Origin of the sequence: Streptomyces sp. NBC_01176 (genome assembly GCF_045039825.1) — a bacterium.
Lineage (GTDB): Bacteria > Actinomycetota > Actinomycetes > Streptomycetales > Streptomycetaceae > Streptomyces.
This window is the reverse complement of record NZ_CP108600.1, coordinates 9,193,566-9,208,009: the sequence shown is the minus strand read 5'-3', so window position 1 is coordinate 9,208,009 and position 14,444 is coordinate 9,193,566. Positions and strand designations below refer to the sequence as shown.

The 14,444-nt window shown below is 71.6% G+C and carries 14 protein-coding genes; 5 read left to right on the top strand and 9 right to left on the bottom strand.

All coding sequences use genetic code 11. The features are described from left to right. The first annotated feature begins 43 nt into the window (after positions 1-43). Positions 44-412, top strand: a complete 369-nt coding sequence (locus OG199_RS40085; protein WP_401803791.1) for a low affinity iron permease family protein — start codon at positions 44-46, stop codon at positions 410-412. A 95-nt stretch (positions 413-507) separates the two neighbouring features. Here OG199_RS40085 and OG199_RS40080 read toward each other — a convergent pair whose 3' ends face one another. The 3 genes from OG199_RS40080 to OG199_RS40070 all read right to left on the bottom strand — a co-directional run bounded on the left by OG199_RS40080 (position 508) and on the right by OG199_RS40070 (position 2,544). Beyond that, entirely contained in the window at positions 508-663 is a 156-nt protein-coding gene (locus OG199_RS40080) for a DUF6131 family protein (protein WP_266696366.1), read from the bottom strand. Positions 664-775: 112 nt separating this feature from the next. After that, the gene (locus OG199_RS40075) at positions 776-1,882 is read right to left on the bottom strand and encodes a histidine kinase (protein WP_356804749.1); all 1,107 of its coding nucleotides are present in this window, start codon (positions 1,880-1,882) and stop codon (positions 776-778) included. Next, positions 1,879-2,544, bottom strand: a complete 666-nt coding sequence (locus OG199_RS40070; protein WP_356804747.1) for a response regulator transcription factor — start codon at positions 2,542-2,544, stop codon at positions 1,879-1,881. Before OG199_RS40070 ends, OG199_RS40075 begins: the two co-directional genes overlap by 4 nt. 605 nt (positions 2,545-3,149) lie before the next feature. Between OG199_RS40070 and OG199_RS40065 the strand changes: the two genes are divergently transcribed. Beyond that, a complete protein-coding gene (locus OG199_RS40065) occupies positions 3,150-4,016 on the top strand; it encodes a histidine phosphatase family protein (protein ID WP_405833793.1) in 867 nt (288 codons plus the stop codon). 19 nt (positions 4,017-4,035) lie between these two features. Here the strand turns inward: OG199_RS40065 and OG199_RS40060 are convergent, their stop codons facing one another. Both OG199_RS40060 and OG199_RS40055 read right to left on the bottom strand, forming a co-directional pair. Further along, the gene (locus OG199_RS40060) at positions 4,036-4,692 is read right to left on the bottom strand and encodes a hypothetical protein (RefSeq protein WP_356804743.1); all 657 of its coding nucleotides are present in this window, start codon (positions 4,690-4,692) and stop codon (positions 4,036-4,038) included. Between the two features lie 301 nt (positions 4,693-4,993). Beyond that, the gene (locus OG199_RS40055; RefSeq protein ID WP_356804741.1) at positions 4,994-5,323 is read right to left on the bottom strand and encodes a hypothetical protein; all 330 of its coding nucleotides are present in this window, start codon (positions 5,321-5,323) and stop codon (positions 4,994-4,996) included. Between the two features lie 358 nt (positions 5,324-5,681). Between OG199_RS40055 and OG199_RS40050 the strand changes: the two genes are divergently transcribed. The 3 genes from OG199_RS40050 (at position 5,682) to OG199_RS40040 (ending at position 8,777) form a co-directional block, all read left to right on the top strand. Beyond that, on the top strand, positions 5,682-6,350 hold the full coding sequence (locus tag OG199_RS40050) for a hypothetical protein (protein ID WP_405833791.1): 669 nt from the start codon (positions 5,682-5,684) through the stop codon (positions 6,348-6,350). Positions 6,351-6,738: 388 nt separating this feature from the next. Next, positions 6,739-7,173, top strand: coding sequence for a DUF485 domain-containing protein (locus OG199_RS40045; RefSeq protein WP_405833789.1), 435 nt, complete (start codon positions 6,739-6,741; stop codon positions 7,171-7,173). Then, entirely contained in the window at positions 7,170-8,777 is a 1,608-nt protein-coding gene (locus tag OG199_RS40040) for a cation acetate symporter (RefSeq protein WP_405833787.1), read from the top strand. Before OG199_RS40045 ends, OG199_RS40040 begins: the two co-directional genes overlap by 4 nt. 73 nt (positions 8,778-8,850) lie before the next feature. Here the strand turns inward: OG199_RS40040 and OG199_RS40035 are convergent, their stop codons facing one another. The 4 genes from OG199_RS40035 to OG199_RS40020 all read right to left on the bottom strand — a co-directional run bounded on the left by OG199_RS40035 (position 8,851) and on the right by OG199_RS40020 (position 14,440). Then, a complete protein-coding gene (locus OG199_RS40035) occupies positions 8,851-10,407 on the bottom strand; it encodes a hypothetical protein (protein WP_405833785.1) in 1,557 nt (518 codons plus the stop codon). A gap of 145 nt (positions 10,408-10,552) precedes the next feature. Further along, entirely contained in the window at positions 10,553-11,539 is a 987-nt protein-coding gene (locus OG199_RS40030; RefSeq protein ID WP_405833783.1) for an alpha/beta fold hydrolase, read from the bottom strand. Between the two features lie 260 nt (positions 11,540-11,799). After that, on the bottom strand, positions 11,800-12,345 hold the full coding sequence (locus tag OG199_RS40025; RefSeq protein WP_401803521.1) for a TetR family transcriptional regulator: 546 nt from the start codon (positions 12,343-12,345) through the stop codon (positions 11,800-11,802). A gap of 121 nt (positions 12,346-12,466) precedes the next feature. Then, on the bottom strand, positions 12,467-14,440 hold the full coding sequence (locus tag OG199_RS40020) for a CASTOR/POLLUX-related putative ion channel (RefSeq protein ID WP_405834820.1): 1,974 nt from the start codon (positions 14,438-14,440) through the stop codon (positions 12,467-12,469). Positions 14,441-14,444 lie beyond the last annotated feature (4 nt).

The following is a 14,444-nucleotide window of genomic DNA, read 5'->3' as shown; positions in this document are numbered from 1 at the left end:
CCCGGACGGATCGAAACCCCGCGACGGAGAGCACAGAGGGATGATGACCATCGAGCACCCCGCGGACCGCGGCGGCGACGAACGCGGAAGATTCGAACGGTTCGCCGAGTCCGCGTCGAAGTTCACCAGCTCACCGGTCTTCTTCGTGTTCTGCCTCGCGCTGGTCTCCCTCACCGTCGCGCTCCACGTCGCCGGTGTCGAGGTGACATGGCTCCTCTTCGCCGGCGAATCCATGACGGCGGTGACCCTCATGCTCCTCGCCCTGCTGAAGAACTCGGAACTCCGGGCGGACCGAGCGATCCAGCGCAAGCTGGACGCCATCGCCGCCGCCCTGCTCGAGGCGCAGGAGGGCACCCCCGGCAAGGCCCACGAAAAGCTCAAGGACGTCATTCGGCTGGAGGACGAGATCTGAGAGGCGCGCCCGCGCCTCTCAGACCTCTCATCGCTCTCTCCGTTCTCACCAGGGGCGTCGAGCCGCTTGGTGACACGCCGCGCAGGTGCGCGACGTCACCAGTAGTGCCGTCGGCCGCCGACCGCGTGTCCGATGCCTCCCAGAATCCACAGAACGACTCCGATGATCACCAGGATGACCCCGATGGTCCAGAGAATGCTGATGCCTGCCACGAGGCCGATGACGAGCAGAATAACTCCGAGGATGATCATCTTTTCCTCCGGTCGGGGAGCTTGACCCCCTAAGCGCCGAGTCCCCGCAAATATTCGGCCGCAAACACGCACGGGATCCGGTCGGCACGAGCCGCCGGACACCTGCGGTCCGTCACGGCCGGCGGTCCTCGGCCGGGAGCTCGAGGCGCAGTTCGTAGCCGCCGTCCGCGGTGGGGCCGGCGGTGACGGTGCCGCCCAGGAGTGCCGCGCGCTGACGCAGGCCGACCAGTCCGTGGTGCGCGCTGGGAAGCGGGAGCGGGGGGTGGGTCGGTGCGGTGTTGGTGACCGTGGCCCGTACGGCGCCGTCGTGGTGGCGGATGTGAACCGTCGCGGTGGTTCCGGGTGCGTGCTTGCGTGCGTTGGTCAGCGCTTCCTGGACGGTGCGGTAGATGGCCCGCTGCACGGTGGGCGGCAGGTCGTCGGGCACGTCGGTCCGCAGCTCGGCCTCGATACCGCTGTTGTCGACCAGCCGCTCGAGGTCTGCCAGGGACGGCTGAGGTGTCAGCTCCGTGGGACGCCCTCCGGAGGCACGCAGAACGCTGACCATGTGCCGCAGCTCGTCCAGTGTCTGGACGCTCAGCCGCCGGATCGTGGCGGCGGCCTCCTTGACCTCGGCGTCCTGGGTACCGACCTGGAGTGCTCCCGCCCGCACCGCGATCAGGCTGACCTGGTGGGAGACCACGTCGTGCATCTCCCGCGCGAGCTGTGCGCGTTCCTTGGCCAGCACGCTCTGCGCGGTCAGCAGCCGCTTGTGGTCGCGCGCCTCGGAGATCTCGGCGAGTTGCCGCGACAGGTCGCGCCGGGCCTGGACGAGTTGGCCGAGGAAGACGGGAGCGGCTGCCGTCGCCGCGGTGTAACCCAGAGTGATCACGGTGGCCGTCTTCGCGAAGTCGTAGCTCAGTGACGGCCATTTGGTCATGTCACAGATCGTGAACGCCGTGACACAGAAGGCGAGCATGGTGCGGTGACGGGTGAACGAGGCGAGTGTGTAGAGCGCGGCCAGCGCGGCGAAGACGGCGTCGGAGACCAGGACCGCGGGCAGGGTGAGCAGAAAGGTGAGCAGCGGCCGGCGACGTCTCAGGAAGAGGGAGAAGGCGGCGACCAGGGCGCAGGACAGCCGGAGCGGCTCGTCGATGTGGACCTTGACCCAGACGTCGAGGAGCGAGGCGGCGACGAGGGCGGCGTCCAACAGCGGTGCGCGCAGCCGGCCGAGGTTCATCCCCGCTCCTCGCCCCGCGGCTCCTTGAGGAGGCCGGCCCGCTCGGCGAGCAGGGCGGCCTGGACACGGCCGTCCACCTCGAGCTTGCCGAGGATCGCGCTCACGTGGTCCTTGACCGTGCCGGTACTGAGGTGCATGCGCGTGCCGATGTCGGCGTTGGACAGCCCCTCGGCGATGAGGACGAGCACGTCCCGTTCGCGGTCGGTCAGCCGGGCGAGGCTGTGGGCCGCGGTTTCCCGGGGGCCCGCGTTCAGGTAGCCGTCCACGACCGTCCGGGTGACCTTGGACGACAGGACGGTGCCGCCGTCGGCCAGTGTCCGCACCAGGAAGGGGAGCTCCTCGGGGTCGGTGTCCTTGAGCAGGAAACCGGCCGCGCCCGAGCGGAGCGCCGTCGCCACGTATTCGTCCATGTCGAACGTGGTGAGCATGGCCACCACCGGGGGGTGGGGCAGCCGACGGAGGCCGGCGAGGACGGTGAGGCCGTCGACGTCGGGCATCCGGATGTCGAGAAGCACCACGTCAGGGCGTATGTCCTGGGCCGTCTGCAGGGCCTGTCCGCCGGGGACCGCGGCCGCGACCTCGATGTCCTGTGCCGCGTCGAGGATGTGCTGAAAACCCGTTCGGATCATGGCCTCGTCGTCGACCACCAATACCCGGATCACAGGTGCTCCACTCGCCGTCGGACCACTGTCCGATTCGTACCACGCCGCGCACGCGCTGCGGCTGTCCGACACCGGCTCCGGCCGGGCGGCGGGGAGTGCGCCAGCCAGTCGGCGGGGCGGTTCCGGACACCTGCCGGATGTCCGCCGCGGGCAGCGTCTTCGACTCTGGAGCGTATGACGCACGACGTGGCGGAGGTCGCACCGCCCGGGGCGGCGCCCGCTGCGTGGGCATCCGCCTCTCCCTCTCGTGCGTCGTCGCCGTACCCCTTCGGCCCACCGTCGCCGTATCCGCTCGGCCCGCCTTCGCCGTCCCGCCGCGGGCCGCCGTCGCCGTCCCCCGTTCGGTCGGTCCTGGACAGTCGGCCAGTCCTGGACAGGGGGACGGCTGATCGGCCTGGCCCCGGCCCGCGGCCTGGCGGTGTCTTCGGACGGGGGCCACTGGAACGCCCGCCGCGCACCGCCACGACGCCCGCCCGCCGGATCGGCCGGCCGCCCGTGGACGGCCGGAACCCCGCCGACGCGGCACGACCTCCCGACGGCACCCGCGGTGTTCGACGAACTCACACCATCCGGCGCCCACGCCGGGCCAGTTAGGAGGTACGCCGATGTCGGTCCGCCTGACCTTCATGTGCGCGACAGCAGGGGACACCACCAGGAGCGCGGTCTTCGGTGACGGCCCCCTGAGCGAGCACGGCCTGTGTGAGGCGCGTGCCGTCGGCGCGAAGCTCCCTCCGTACTCCCCCGTCGTCCGGGCGCCGTCGGTCCGCTGCGCGCTGACGGCCGAGGCGCTCGGACTCGACGCCACGCCCGAGCCCGCGCTGCGCGACTTCGACTACGGCAGCTGGCGCGGCCGCACCGTCCGTGAGGTCGTCGAGGTCGACCCGTACGGCTACGCGAGCCGGCTCACGGACCCGGACGCGACGCCGCACGGGGGCGAGTCCGTACGAGAGCTCTGCCGCCGTGTCGCGCACTGGCTGAGCAGCGTGCCGTCGTTCATGGACCAGGCTCTGGTCATCACCGAGCCGGCCGTCGTCCGGGCCTCGCTCGTCCACGCGCTGTCCGCACCGGCGACCGCTTTCTGGCACTTCGAGGTGCCACCGCTGTCCACGGTGTCCCTGACCCTGCGCGAGGGCCGCTGGAACGTCCGGCCCGGTCGGCTCGGTCCCGAACGGGCCGGGACCAGTCGCACCGTGCCCATGCCGTGCGACACCCCGCACGAGCGCACGGCCCCGCTGTGGGGCGACGCGGTGAGCGACGAGTGGTACGACCTCGTCGCTCGGGTGACGCCCTCCGAACGCATCGGTGGCACCATGAGGCCGAGCAGGCCGCATGTCGCGGAGAACAGGGCCGGCGTGGGGCCGGTGGGCCGGGCCATGGCCGCTCGGGGGCGGGAGCCGCTGAGCACGGGTGCCCACCGGGTGTGCGGGCGATGCCGGGTCCGCCTGCACCCGCGTACCGAACCGGAGCGATGAGGCTCCGGCTCGCTCTCTCTCAGCCCGGGAACCCGCCCTGGTCCCGTCGGCCCTGTCGCGGCTGCGGGCGACCGCGGCCGCCCGAGCGGCGACGCGACGGAGCGGGCGGAGCGTCCGCGCTGTTGAAGCCCGGTCCGGTGGGGGCGCTGAACCCTCCGGGCACCGCTGGTGCCGTCGCCGGCGCCGCGTGCGCCGGCGCGGCGGCCGGCTCGGACGCCTCGCGTGTGCGCGGCAGTGCGCGGCCGACGACGCGGGAGTGCGTCATCAGCGGGGCGCACGCGGTGCAGACCTCGAGCAGGGTCCAGACCTGGCCGACCGCGGGGTCGTGACGCAGCACCAGGACCACGCCCCCCGCGCAGTGCGTCTGAGTGCCCTCGTGGGCCGCGCACTGTGTCTGGCGGCAGGCGCAGGCGGCGTCGGGATGCACGGTGGCGGCGCGGGCGTGTGCCGCCGCGTGGGCTTCGGCGAAACGGCGAAGCGCCGTCAGGTCGCGGGAGCGGGGCGGCATGCCGCACGACGACGAGCACGACACGGAGGCGGTACGGTCGCTGTGGCCGGAGACCCGGATGATCCACGTCCGTCCCGGGCGGCGTGCAGCGGGTGTTTCGGGGTACGCGAGGTCCAAGACCGGCAGTCCTTCGGTAGGGGAGGCGGGGTGCACGTCGGTGCTGGGCACCACGTATACCTGTACCCCGTTCTCCGGCTGGTCATTTACCAGTTGCGCCCAGGTCCTCGGGAGACGACTCCCCGCACAGCGCATCGACTTCTGGCAAAAGCGACTGTGATCATGCCATGGGTGCACACGGACGACGAAGACGCGGCACCCGTGCCGGACGTCCGCGGCGGTCACCGGCGCCCCGCGCGGTGCGCGGGACGCCCGGGCAACCTCCTTGGCCCTCGGAGGAGATGGGGGTGGGACGCGGTGCGGTGAACGCGACCGGCGGTGCCCGGTGACCGCCCTCCCGGGCACCCGTTCCTCAGAGTTCGCGGTCGATACCGGTGTCGATGCCGGTCACGACCGCCGGCCCCAGCATCGCGTCGTCCTCGGCGAGCCCGCTGTCGCGCAGCGCCCCGGACACCAGCCGTACGGCCTCGTGCTCGGCGCTGGACCGGTCCGCGGCCTCGACCTCGACCCGGGCGGCGAACCTCCCGTCCTCCTCCACCGTGAGCAGGCTCAACTCCTCGTTCTCGCCCAGATCGGTGTTCTTCGGGTCCTGGGGCCGAAGCCTGCGCTCGATGTCGGAGCGGGCGCCGTCGGACATGCCGTGGACGAAGGTGCCGGGGACAGTGATGACGTATGTGGTCACGGGAACTCCTTACGAGAACGACCGGGGCGACCCTCGCCCGCCGAATCACCGGCATCATGGGGCTTCCCGAGTTGCATGCGGTGCGTCTTCCCCGCCCTGGCCCGAGAACACCGGTCACCGCACGACCGGCCCCCGTGAGCTCACCCGTCCGGCTTACCGGCACCGTGGGGCCGAGTTGACGACGTACGCCCCGGCACCTTGGGCACCCACGGTCCGTCCTGGCCCACGGATGGCGCGCGGCGAAAGACTTCGGCCGGATTCGTGGCCGGATCCCGCCCTCGGTACGACCGGCCCGTCCCAGCTGGGTAGCCATACCGCCGGCACATCGGTGCACGCGGGGTGGGAGGAGCCGACCCGGGTGGCATGGAGGGGACCAGGGCCCGAGAAGATTCCGTCACGCCGTACGCGGCGGCGACTCGCGATCCGTGCACTGCGCGACGAGGGGCGCTACGGGCCCGGCCTCGGTGAGGTGCTGCCCGCCTTCGTGGTGGTCGTGCTGGTCGTGTGCGGGGTGGTGGCGGGCGTCGCCGTGGCCTTCCGCGCCCTCGGTGCCGGGGTGCTCGTCGGGACGCTGGCGCTCCTCGCCGTCGCGACCCCGGTCGCGGTCCGGCATCACCGTCCGCTGGCCCGTCGGCGTCTGGGGCACTACACGCCCGAGGAACTCGCCGAACTGGACACGGAGGGGCTCGCCCTGGCCGTGTCCAGGATGCTGCGCCGGGACGGCTGGTTCGTACTCCCGCCGTCCGAGGTGCAGGACCGGCCTCGCGTGCGCGCGCGCAACGGTGAGGGACACCGCATCGAGGTGGCGTTCCGTCCCGTGGCCGAGCCCCTGCCCGACGAGGACGCGCCCGCGCGGTTCGGGCGCCGGGCGAGCACCCCCCTGCGACTCGTGGTGCACCGCGGGACCTTCAGCCACCGTGACGTCCAATGGGCGCGGCGGCAGGGCGACATCCACCTCATCGACGGCCCGCGCCTCAGGAGCTGGGCGCACGGCACACCGCTGCACCGGCTGACCGATGCCTCCTGAGCGGCCGATGCCTCACGAGACCGCGCGACGGGTCGCGCCGACCGGTACCGCGCGTGCCACGACCTGCCCCTTCCGTACCGCCAAAACCGCCGGAACCGCCGAGCGCCGTCCCGTACTGGACACCGCAGCGACCGGTACGACCGACCGTTCCACGGACCGGAAATCCGTCGAACACATGTGCCTCACACGAAGCCCCCGCCCCGCCCGTCACAGCCATGTCAGCAGCAACACAGGAGGTCAGAGACCTGGACGGGGTCCGACCAGGTACTTGAGGAAAAACCCTTTGCACTGCCCGGCCTGCCGAATAGCGTGCGAGGACCCGAGCAACTCCCCCCACCTCTTCGCGCGGTCCATGTCCGTCGGTACCGAACCCGCCAGGAGACCCGGAATGTCCTACGACAGCTCCGCTTCGAACTCCGCCCGACCCCACCACGGACAGCACTCCTCCCCCGCCCCCGCGCTCCCGGCTCCCTCCGGGGAACCGTTACGCGGCGGGACCCCGCCACGCCCCTGGACCGGACACCACCGCGACCTACGGATCCTCCGCCGCGCCTACCGCCGGCAGCGATGGCTCACCACACTGGCGGCGCTCGGCTACTTCTCCCTCTTCCTCGCTCTCTCCGTCGGCCGCCCCGACATCATGGCGAGGCCCGTGACAGGCGGTCTGTCGACGGGCCTGGTCCTCGCCCTCAGCCAACTCCCCGTCACCTGGCTGGCCGTGGCGCTGTACGAGCGCACCGCCCGCCGCCACGTGGACCCGCTGGCGCGCCGGGTGAACCGGCAGGCGCCCTGGGCCGGCGGCGAACAGGAGCGGGAGCGATGACGGCCTTCAGCGACTCCGCACGGTCCTGGTCCCTCGTCGCCTTCTGCATCGCCGTCTCCGTGACCCTCCTGCTGTGCGTACTGACCGGCCCCGACAGTGACGACCTCGAGGAGTTCTACACCGGGTACCGATCGCTGTCCCCCGTCCGCAACGGCCTCGCCATCGCCGGCGACTACATCTCGGCCGCGACCGTGTTCACCATCGGCGGGGTCATCGCACTGTGCGGATACGACGGCGTCGTCCTGGCCCTCAGCACCCTGCTCTCGCTCCTGTTGTTGATGTTCCTGCTGGCCGAACCCCTGCGGAACACGGGCAAGTTCACGATGGGCGACGCCCTCGCCCGGCGTATGCCCGGGCGCGCGGTGCGCATCACGGCGTGCGCGGTCACCATCGTGGCGCTGGTACCGATGATGCTCGTGCAACTCGCCAGCACCGGGCAGCTCCTGGCCTTCATCCTCGGCTTCTCCGACAGCACCATGAAGACCGGCTGCATCGTCGGGGTGGGCGCTCTGATGATCACCTACGCGGCCATCGGCGGGATGCGGGGAACCGCGTTGATCCAGACCCTGAAGATGGTCGTGCTGCTCGGTTCCGGAGTCACCGTCGCGGTACTGATCCTCAGGACCTTTCACTGGAACCCGGGGACACTGTTCGGCGCGGCCGCCGACCACAGTGGTGCGCGGGACCAGTTCCTGCACGGCGGGCTGGAGTTCGCCGGCGGCCCGCATCCGCACCTCGACATGCTCAGCACCCAGTTGGCCATCGTGCTGGGCGGCGCCTGCCTCCCTCACGTGACGATGCGCATGTACACCGCGAAGAGCGCACGTCAGGTGCGGCGTTCGATGTCGTGGGCGGTGTCGTCGGTGGCCCTGTTCGTCGCGGTGGCGACGGTGATCGGTATCGGCGCGACGGCGCTGATCGGCCGGGCGGGCATCGCGAAAGCCGATCCGTGGGGACACACCGCCTACCTGCTCAGCTCCCGGGCGGCGTTCGGTACGGACATGTCGCGGGCGGAGACCCTCATCTTCACCACGGTCACCACGGCGATCTTCCTGACGCTGCTCGCCTCGGTGGCCGGTATGACACTGGCCTGCGCCAACTCCCTCGCCCACGACGTGTTCGCCACCCGGGGCTCCGGCATGGCGCCGCACCACGAGACGATGCTGGCCCGCGTCTGCGCCGTGGTCGTCGGGACGCCGATCGTCGTACTCGCCGCCCTGGTCCAGCACCGCAGCCTCCAGCCGCTCGCGACCCTCTCCTTCTGTCTGGGCGCCTCGGCGATCGCACCGGCCCTGATCTACGGCCTCTTCTGGCGCAACTTCACGCGCGCCGGCCTGTTGAGCACGCTCATCGGGGGCACCCTCTCGGTCCTCGTGCTGATGCCGGGCACCAGACTCGTGTCCGGCTCACCGACGTCCGCGTTTCCCCACGCGGACTTCAACTGGTTCCCGTTCACCACCACGGGGCTGGTGTCCGTCCCCCTGGGATTCGCCTTCGGATGGCTCGGCAGCGTGCTCTCCGGACGCCGCAGAGCAGCCCGCGAACGCAGTCGTTACGAGGCCATCGAAAGTCTGATCCTGGCGGGGCCGAGACCAAAACGGTGACGGTGACAGGTGGGGGCGCGCGGAGAGCCGCCGGTCCCCTGGGCGCCGCCCGCGTGCGAGCGGCCCCCCGTTGTCAGTAGCCGAGGCTCGTCATGTAGGCGCACTCGGTGTAGAGGTAGCCGGGCCTCAGTTTGGCGGTGTCCGACGCGGGGGACTTCCCCGTGCCGGTCTGGGACTTGTGGACGAAGTACGTGGTGCCGACCGGCAGTCGGATGGTCCGCTGCGGGTAGTTCTTTCCGCTGTCGTGGCAGGGCGTGAACCCTGCCAGCAGCGTGCTGGTGAGGGAGTAGGTGGTGCAACTCCCGCAGGCCTTGAGGGAGAAGCTGCCGGTCACGGGCCCCGTGTACATCACCGTGATGTCGTCGGGACTGTCGTTCTTGACGGTGACGGCGATGCTGCCGCCGGACGCCGTCGTAGGCAGCCGCGCGCCCGCCGCGGGCACGGTCCCGGCGATCTCCGCGGCGATGGCGATCTTCTGTGCGCGGGCCCGGTACTTGGCGTGCCGGTTGTTCTTGACGAACTCGTTCATGGTGGTGACGGCCTCGTCGAACCGCTTGTCCTTGTACTGGCTCACACCGCAGGCGTACATCCCCGAGTCCGCGTTGGTCTCCGCTCGGTCGGCGTCCTTGCCGAGGGCCGCGGCCACACCCGCCCGCTCACCCGGGAGTGCGGTGACCTGGGTGCCGAGGCTCCTGAGGTGTTCGACGGCCGTACAGGGGTCGCTTCCGCCCACATGCCGCACGGCCCTGTCGACCTCCGCGCTCACCGCGGGCTCCACCTTCCCGGCCGGCGCGGACCGCGGGAAGGTCGACAGGAGGTCGCCGAAGTGCGTCGTCCAGTCCGCGTCCCCGTGGCCGAGTGCCTGTGACGCGCACTCGTAGAGCGAGGTGGCCAGCCGGTCGTCGGGCCAGGTGGACAGCGCCCCGAGTTCCTTCCTGCCCATGGTTCCCGGGACCGTACGGAGGTACTTCAAGGGCGCTATGGCATCGCAGTAGTTCTTCTGGGCGTAGGGCGAACCGACCGTGGCGTAGAAGGTCTTGAGCCGGTCGGGCACACGGTCGGCGGCCTTCGAGCCGGGATGGTCGCCGCGCAGAGCCCGGTAGGCGGCCAGTGCCCTGCGGTAGTCGGACTCCGCCGTGGTGAACGACTGCTTCCCGGAGGCCCGGACGAGCTTGTCCGCCCGCTCCAGCCGGTCCATGAGCATCGCCTCGGTCGCCCTGTCCCGCGCGTTTCCGTACAGGGCGACGCCTCCCGCCGGTACGGCCAGGAGGACGACCCCGAGCACGATCGCGAGCCACGCGCGCGGCGGCCACACGAGACGGGTGCGCAGGCCCAGGACCGCTCCGTGGACACCCGCGAGGCCGAGCAGCACCAGGTAGAGGACGACGGCGCCGCCGGGGACGCCGTCCGGGTCCGCGGGCAGGGCCACCACGAGCAGGATCGCGGTCGCGACCCAGCACACGGCCATCAGGCCCCAGCGGCGCAACAGCGCGTAACCCAGGCCCAGCCCGCACAGGTTCAGCAGCGCGACCGCGACCGCTCGCGAGGCGTCCGCCGGAGCGGGTGGCGGTGCGGTGGGCATCGGCGGCACGACGAACGTGCCAGGCATGTCGTTGTGATCCCAGGACATGACGGCTCCCCCGGTCAATCACGCCCGAAGTTCTATGACTTGTCAGTGTACGTTCAGTCACACAGGGGCGACAGGGGGTGAGGCCCGGTACTTGATGGATCGTCGAGCGTGGCTCGATCGTCGGGCTCCGCGGCCGGCCGCGGGGTCAGTGCGTGCGGCGTCCCAGCCGTCGGCTCAGGAACACGGCGGCCGTACCGGAGATCAGCGACGCGCCGGCGATCCCGCCGAGGCCGGTCAACTCCCGGTCGTGCCCGGCGGAACCGGAGCTCGCCAGTGCGGGGCGGCCCGGCTGGGCGGCGGTGGCGGCGGCGGCGCCGGCCGCCTGGACGATCAGGTCGGCCACCGCGTCGGGGTGCGCGATCAGGGACACGTGACAGGAGTTGATCTCCACGGTGTGGGAGTGGGCACGCTCGGCCTCGAAGCGTTCCTGTTCCGGGTTGATCGTCATGTCCTGCCGCCCGACGAGGGCCCAGGACGGAATGGTCTTCCAGGCGGCCACCTTGGCCGTCTCCGAGAACGCGGTGGTGGCCGCGGGTCGCTGGGTGACGCCCAGCAGGTTCGCCTGGCTCTCCGGCAGGCAGGCGGCGAACACCGGGTGCACCTTGTCGCGCTTGAGGTACAGGTCGGTCCCGCTGCCGCCGTCGCCGGCCGAGTACGGCACGGACTCGGTGGCGCTCCCCAGGGCGCTGGGGAACCGGGCGCCCAGCGACATGCCGCTCTCCCCCACGTCCGGCATCAGCGCCGAGATGTACACCAGGGACTTGACCTGGGAGTTGCCCTCCGCGGCAGTACTGATCACGGCACCGCCGTAGGAGTGTCCGGCCAGCACGATCGGGCCCTTGATGCTCTTCAGTACGGAGGCGATGTAGGTGGAGTCGCTGTACAGCCCGCGCAGGGGGTTGGCCGGAGCCATGACGGTGTACCCACGGCTCTCGAGCCGTTCGATCACTCCGTTCCAGCTGGAGCCGTCCGCGAAGGCACCGTGCACCAGCACGATGGTGGGCTTCGCGCCGCCGTCCGCGACGGCCGGGGCCACCCCGGCCGTGCACAGGGCGGCGACGGCGCACCCGGCCGCCGCTGTGCGGGAGCGCCGTATTCGGCGTCGCGAGCCAGATACCGCAGATGTCCGCATGCCGTTCTCGCTTTCTCTTGATGCCTACGGCACCAGATCGTTCACGCGTCCGTTCCGCCGAGCCCGGCCACGCGGTCCAACCGGGTGAGATGTGCGCGGCATCGGGGTGACAACGGGCTCATGGCCGTGGTCGGGGACGATCGCGGCGAACAGGAAACCGGCGGACACGGCCATTCGTGTCCGTACGCGGGATATCGGCCGTGGATCCTCGGGAGCGCTTCCGGACTCCCGGGCTCCCGCGTGCGCGGACCGGTGCGAGGTCAGGGCCTGCCGAGGCCGTTGAGGAACAGGTCCACGACCAGGTCCGCCGCCTGCGGAGGCTCGACGTCGGGGAATCGGTGAGCGGCGCTGTCCACCAGGTCGTCGAGGACGCCCCTCGCCCACGCCCCCGGGATGTCGGTGCGCAGAAAGCCCTCGTCGGCCGCGCGCTGGAGGAAGGCGTCCAGTCGCCGGCTCTGTTCCTCACGCGGGCCGCGGGCCTTCGGGTCCGCCTGCATCATGCGGCGCGTGTCGACGGGCCACTCCCGGCTGACCGGGATGATCCCCTCGACGTAGCGGTGCAGGGCGACGGCCACCGGCGCCTCCATCAGCCGGGCCTCGTCGAGAACCCGTGCGGCGGAGTCGAGCTTCGCCTGGAACACGGCGTCGAGCAGGGCCTCACGGGTGGCGAAGCGGCGGTGGACGGTGGTGCGGTCCACGCCCGCCGCGGCGGCGATGGCCGAGATCGAGGTGCTCGGGTCGTCGGCGAGAAGTCGGGCCCCGGTGCGCAGGACCGCGGCCAGGTTGCGTGCGGCGTCGGCTCTCATGACTCGCGAGCATATCAACCAGTCGTAATTAGCCCGCGTTCATCTACATCCATAAGGCAACAGTCTCCTCTGGTGCCATACGGCTGCTGCACTTAGGTCGCCCCCGTGAAGTCGCCTCTCGTCACTGTCGATACGGCGTGGCGTCACCCCGCTCGGCCTGGAGTTCGTCCGTCTCCGGTCCGGAAGAGCCGGCGGCGTCACTCGGTTCGGACGCCACGACGACCACCTGGTCCTCGGCGCTCCACGCGCGCCGCTCCCCCTTGTGGGGGTTGAGCCGGACCCCGAGGTCCGGAAGCGTGGCGCGCCGGTCGTGACGGCGGTATCCGATGGCGCACTCACCGCGGTCGCGCGCCGCGGCCACCACGGTGGCGAAGCTCGCCTCGCTGCCCGGGCGGACGTAGTGCACGGCGGGCCGCAGGCAGATGGTGCTGCCGTCGGCGGAGAACAACTCGTCGAACACGGCCGCGAGATGGCGGTTCTGTGCGATCTGCGCCATGAGCAGTCCGGTCAGCTCGCCGCTGACGATGACGTCGGAACCCGGGTTGAGGGGTGCCAGCGGCCGGTTGCGGTCGTCGATGAGTTCGGTGACGACCCGCATCTCCCGTCCGGTCCGGTCCTCCAGCAGCCGCACGGCCAGCAGGGTGACCAGGGTCCGGTCGTCGGGGCGGTCGGGCCCGTCCCCCGGATCCGGGCCGAGGACGACCATCCCGTCGTACGGGGCGAGGTCGAGCCCGAGCAGGGTCTCGGGCCGCGACAGGTCGGCGGACTGGAACCGCACCGTCAGCCGGGCGGCGGCCGCGGTCTCCGGTTCCCGCGCCGGTCCCGGTACGGCCCGGTCCGTGATCACGTGCAGCACCGAACCCGGGCGGGCCGTGCGCCGTAACTGGTCCACGACGAGAGGCGCCCGCCGGTTCCAGCCGAGCAGCAGCAAGTGGGCGGCGTCCTCCGGGGGTGGCGGATCGGTGACGATCGCCGCCCGGTCGACGAGGTGCCGGCAGTCCTCGGGCCGTGTCGTGTCGTCGTCTCGAGTGAGGACGATCAGGCGGCTTCCCGGCGCGACGACGGTGCCGGCGGACGGATTCAGCAGCGTACGTCCCTCGGGGGTGAGCAGCCCGACCACGCAGGAGGTGGCGTGGCCCAGCAGGACCGTACCGAAGGGGCTCCCGTGGAACGCGGAGCTGTCGGCGAGGTGGAACTCGTCGCCGGCGAAGTCCAGCAGGTCACGCAGGACCACGGAGAGCCCGGGGCGGCCGACGCACTGCGCGATCAGCCTCGCCGTGACGGTGTCGGTCTCCAGGACCGTGCCCCGTGCGCCGGCGGCCAGTCGGGCCGGTGCGCGGTAGCGGTCGTCCCGCACGGCGGCCAGCACCGGCGGCCCTCCCGTCCCGTCGCCCAGGACCGCTCGCAGGGCCAGCAGGACGCGCAGGACCTCGGCGTCGGCCGCCGGCTCCCCGGACGGCAGGACCAGCACGGTGCTCGCCGTGCGCGGGCTGACCAGCGCGAGTACGTCGGGGTCGCTCGCCGGGCCGCTGCGGCAGATGATCCGGACACGGCCCGGCGTCCCGGTCCGGAGGGCCAGCGCACGCTCCATCTCGGTCTTGTCCCGGTCGGCGAGCAGGACGATGGCCCGTGGCCGGTGCGCGGCCTGGGCGGCGACCAGTTCGCCGACCACCGTGGCCACCTGGTCCGACCAGCCGAGGACGACGGCGTGGCCCTCCTCGATCACCGTCGACCTGCCGCGGCTCAGCTCCGCCAGCCGGTCGGCCAGACCCGTGGTGATGACCCCGACGAGAGTCGACACGCACAGCAGCGCGACCAGCCCGAGCAGGGCCGCGAGCAGCATCCGCAACGGGGTGCCCGTCACCGCGCCGAGGCGCAGCGTCTCCGCGCTGGTCCGCCACACCGCCGTCAGCCGCCCCGGCAGCGAGCGCGGGGAACCGGGGTCCGTCCACACCAGCAGCGCGCTCACCGGGACCACGACGGCCAGGCAAGTGATCACCAGCCAGCCCATCAGGGTGCCCGTACTGCGGGCCAGCGTACGGTCGAACCGGTAGCGCGCCCGCTCCTGCAACGTGACCGGCCGCGGCTCCTCCAGCCGT

What these genes read in the sequence shown, in the direction of transcription:
- OG199_RS40040 (WP_405833787.1), top strand. Translation starts at nt 7,170, where the DNA reads ATGACGGCCTTCAGCGACTCCGCACGGTCCTGGTCCCTCGTCGCCTTC.
- OG199_RS40030 (WP_405833783.1), bottom strand. Translation starts at nt 11,539, where the DNA reads ATGCGGACATCTGCGGTATCTGGCTCGCGACGCCGAATACGGCGCTCC.
- OG199_RS40065 (WP_405833793.1), top strand. Translation starts at nt 3,150, where the DNA reads ATGTCGGTCCGCCTGACCTTCATGTGCGCGACAGCAGGGGACACCACC.
- OG199_RS40035 (WP_405833785.1), bottom strand. Translation starts at nt 10,407, where the DNA reads ATGTCCTGGGATCACAACGACATGCCTGGCACGTTCGTCGTGCCGCCG.
- OG199_RS40085 (WP_401803791.1), top strand. Translation starts at nt 44, where the DNA reads ATGACCATCGAGCACCCCGCGGACCGCGGCGGCGACGAACGCGGAAGA.
- OG199_RS40080 (WP_266696366.1), bottom strand. Translation starts at nt 663, where the DNA reads ATGATCATCCTCGGAGTTATTCTGCTCGTCATCGGCCTCGTGGCAGGC.
- OG199_RS40045 (WP_405833789.1), top strand. Translation starts at nt 6,739, where the DNA reads ATGTCCTACGACAGCTCCGCTTCGAACTCCGCCCGACCCCACCACGGA.
- OG199_RS40025 (WP_401803521.1), bottom strand. Translation starts at nt 12,345, where the DNA reads ATGAGAGCCGACGCCGCACGCAACCTGGCCGCGGTCCTGCGCACCGGG.
- OG199_RS40075 (WP_356804749.1), bottom strand. Translation starts at nt 1,882, where the DNA reads ATGAACCTCGGCCGGCTGCGCGCACCGCTGTTGGACGCCGCCCTCGTC.